The organism is Bacillus sp. JJ1521, from assembly GCF_036965165.1.
In the GTDB taxonomy this organism is placed as follows: domain Bacteria; phylum Bacillota; class Bacilli; order Bacillales; family Bacillaceae_L; genus Ferdinandcohnia.
In genome coordinates, this window is sequence record NZ_JBALOX010000220.1 from 4,188 (window position 1) to 7,391 (window position 3,204).

Here is a 3,204-nt window from a genome sequence, read left to right on the forward strand (position 1 = left end):
CCTGCACCACAGCCAAAACAGCCGCAAGCTCAGCCGAAGCAACCAGCTAAACAGCAACCAAAAGCAAAGGTTCAACAACAAGAAGAGGTACAATCACTAGGACCTGCAGCAGTTAATATGCCAGGTGGGTTTTCGCAAAATGATATTCAGCTTCTTTCTAATGCAGTATATGGAGAAGCGCGCGGTGAGCCATATATTGGGCAGGTTGCAATTGCGGCAGTTATATTAAATCGTATTAATAGTCCAACATTTCCAGATACAGTATCAGGTGTTATTTTTGAACCGCTTGCATTTACGGCGGTTGCGGACGGACAAATTTGGTTGACACCAAACGAACAGGCGAAAAAAGCTGTTATCGATGCGATCAATGGCTGGGACCCAACAGGCGGAGCAACCTATTACTTTAATCCAGCAACTGCAACAAGTAAATGGATTTGGGGAAGACCGCAAATTAAGAGAATCGGTAAGCACATATTCTGTAGATAGAATGGAAGGTGAGACAATTGTTAAGAGGAATATTAATTACTGTACTTACAATCGGTATTATCGGAACAGGGTATTGGGGCTATAAGGAGCACCAAGAGAAAAATGCCGTTCTAATTCAGGCGGAAAATAACTATCAACGTGCATTTCATAATTTAACGTATCATATTGACCTTTTACACGATAAGATTGGAACAACACTAGCCATGAATTCAAGAAATTCACTTTCTCCAACACTTGCAGATGTTTGGAGAATCACATCGGAAGCACATTCAGATGTGGGTCAATTACCGCTGGCACTTATGCCTTTTAACAAAACGGAAGAGTTTCTAAGCAATATCGGGGATTTTAGTTATCGTACTGCAGTTCGTGACCTTTCTAAGGAACCATTGTCAGATGAGGAGTATAAAACGCTTCAGCAGCTTTATAAAAATGCAGAGGATATCCAAAAGGAACTTCGAACTGTTCAACATCTTGCAATGGAGAATAATCTGCGTTGGATGGATGTTGAATTGGCACTTGCTTCAGGAAAAAAGCAGTCAGATAACACCATTATTGATGGCTTAAAAACCGTTGAAAAAAATGTAGCTGCTTATTCCGAAAGTGACTTTGGGGTGACACTTACAACGACTAAAAAAGATGGTGGGGAATTTCCGAATCTAGAGGGACCACAAATTAATGAGGAAAAAGCGAAAGAAATTGCGAAAAAGTTCCTCGGGTTAGAAGGTAACATCGAAATGAAGGTTACCGAAAATGGAGAAGGTTCACCAAACGGTTTCTATAGTCTCGAAATAAATGACCCTAAATCAAAAGTAAATACATTTATGGATATTACCAAAAAGGGTGGCATCCCTATATGGGTCCTTCGTAACCGTGAAGTTGCTAAAAGCACAATCAGCCTAAATGATGCATTTAATCGAGCACAAAAATTCCTAAAAGAGAATAAATTTGAAAACCTCGTGCTCTTTGAAAGTGCACAATATGATAATATTGGAGTATTTAATTTCGTTTCTTCGGTTGACGGAGTGAGGGTGTATTCAGATTCGATTAAGATGAAAGTAGCACTCGATGACGGAAATATTATTGGGTTTACGGCAAGGGATTATTTAATGGCTGGTAAAATTGAAACAGCCGGAAAACCGAAAATCTCAAAAGAAGAAGCAAGGAAAAATATTAACCCAAACCTTGAAATCATGGAGGATCGTCTCGCCATCATTACAAATGAACTTGATCAAGATGTCCTTTGTTATGAATTTTTAGGGTCGATCGATAACGATACGTATCGAATTTTTATCAATGCAGAAAATGGATTCGAAGAAAAAGTCGAAAAGCTTAAAAATGCTGAGCCAGTCTATAAAGGGATGAACAAATCTTAATCGATTCAAAAAGGAAAGCAATTTTGCTTTCCTTTTTTTGTGATGTCTAGCCAATCCGTCAAGAAGGATAAAGTGCATCCTTCTCGACGGCTTTTCTTATGCTTGTCGGACTTGCGCAGGACAAGGAAAGCTTCGGCGCATAATCATCGCACAAAGAAAATGCATTGCATTTTCAAGGAAGTGCTGACATCGACGTTTTCCAAAGGACTTGGCAGTATTTAGTCGATGTTCCTCTTTCAAGAGTGCTTGTGCTTTTCTAGTTATTCATGGTTTAATAAGAATACAGAAGAGTTTACAGAATGTTTAAGAAAGAGTGAACGGCCGTGTTGAAAATTGGGGATATGATTAATCTTGAACCAGCCATTAATCCGAATGGTGAAAAATATCGTTGCAGAGTAGTTGAAATAATGGAAAATAAGCTCTATATTGACTATCCAGTTAGCAACAAGACAGGGAAGACGGTTTATTTATTAAATGGGACACAGTTAAAGGCTTTTGTTGCAGGCGGTAGTACATCAGCTTATTTTTTTGATACAATTGTATTAGGAAGAGTAAAACAAAATATCCCGATGATTGTTCTTTCCTTTCCTGGAGAGAACAACATGTATAAGATTCAGCGAAGGGAATATGTCCGTGTTGATACACCAGTTGACGTTGCGATACATAGTTTAGATGGGGGATTCCAACCCTTTGTCTCAATCACTCGTGATATAAGTGCAGGTGGTGCAGCTATCATTCTACCGCATTCGAAGACACTTATTCCGGGAGTAGATATCCTTACACATTTCGTCCTACCAACTCTATCTGATGAGTATCACTATGTGACATTCAGAAGTGATGTAATCCGAATTGTCGAAGGTAAAAATGGCGAAAGAAATAAAGCTTCACTCAAATTTGTGGATATTGGCGAATCAGATCGTCAGTTATTAATTAAATTCTGTTTTGAAAGACAATTATTATTGAAGAAAAAAGGGATTCATGCAAGTGAAACTTAGAAAAAGTAGATCCCGATAGAATAAAATACACTAAATTTTTGCATACTAGTATTAAAATTTTCTTTAGGACAGGTATGCAAAATGAAAAATTTCGAACGTATTTTAATCAAGCTAGCTATTATTCAATTTATTTTTTTACTTGTTGCACAGGCGATTATCTTATATAGTCCATTAACCCCATATATCACGAGAATGATTGAATATGAGGGTGTCGACAAATCGGATACGACCAAAACAATTGAAACATTACTAAATAACAATTAAAATGAATTGCAGGGATTCCCTGCAATTTTTTGTAGGTAGGAATACTCTTCAATTGAATCAATATAATAAAGTTTAGATAAACAAGC

Annotated in this window: 4 protein-coding genes; all 4 read left to right on the plus strand. The window is 37.6% G+C overall.

The window, feature by feature from the left end; all coding sequences use genetic code 11:
* Window positions 1-486, plus strand: a 486-nt coding sequence (locus tag V7147_RS22675; RefSeq protein ID WP_335370066.1) for a cell wall hydrolase, incomplete at its 5' end; no start/stop codon positions are given.
* 17 nt (window positions 487-503) lie between these two features.
* Window positions 504-1,859 carry a germination protein YpeB gene (gene ypeB / locus V7147_RS22680; protein WP_335370067.1) on the plus strand — a complete coding sequence of 452 codons (1,356 nt, stop codon included), beginning with the start codon at window positions 504-506 and terminating at the stop codon, window positions 1,857-1,859.
* Between the two features lie 323 nt (window positions 1,860-2,182).
* Window positions 2,183-2,854 (plus strand): flagellar brake protein, encoded by a 672-nt coding sequence (locus tag V7147_RS22685; RefSeq protein WP_335370068.1) that lies wholly within the window; start codon window positions 2,183-2,185, stop codon window positions 2,852-2,854.
* An 81-nt stretch (window positions 2,855-2,935) separates the two neighbouring features.
* On the plus strand, window positions 2,936-3,118 hold the full coding sequence (locus V7147_RS22690; RefSeq protein WP_099362699.1) for a YpfB family protein: 183 nt from the start codon (window positions 2,936-2,938) through the stop codon (window positions 3,116-3,118).
* Window positions 3,119-3,204 lie beyond the last annotated feature (86 nt).

Bases quoted from the DNA above. Each gene is read 5' to 3' on its own strand.
- V7147_RS22690 (WP_099362699.1), top strand. From the start codon at position 2,936: ATGAAAAATTTCGAACGTATTTTAATCAAGCTAGCTATTATTCAATTT.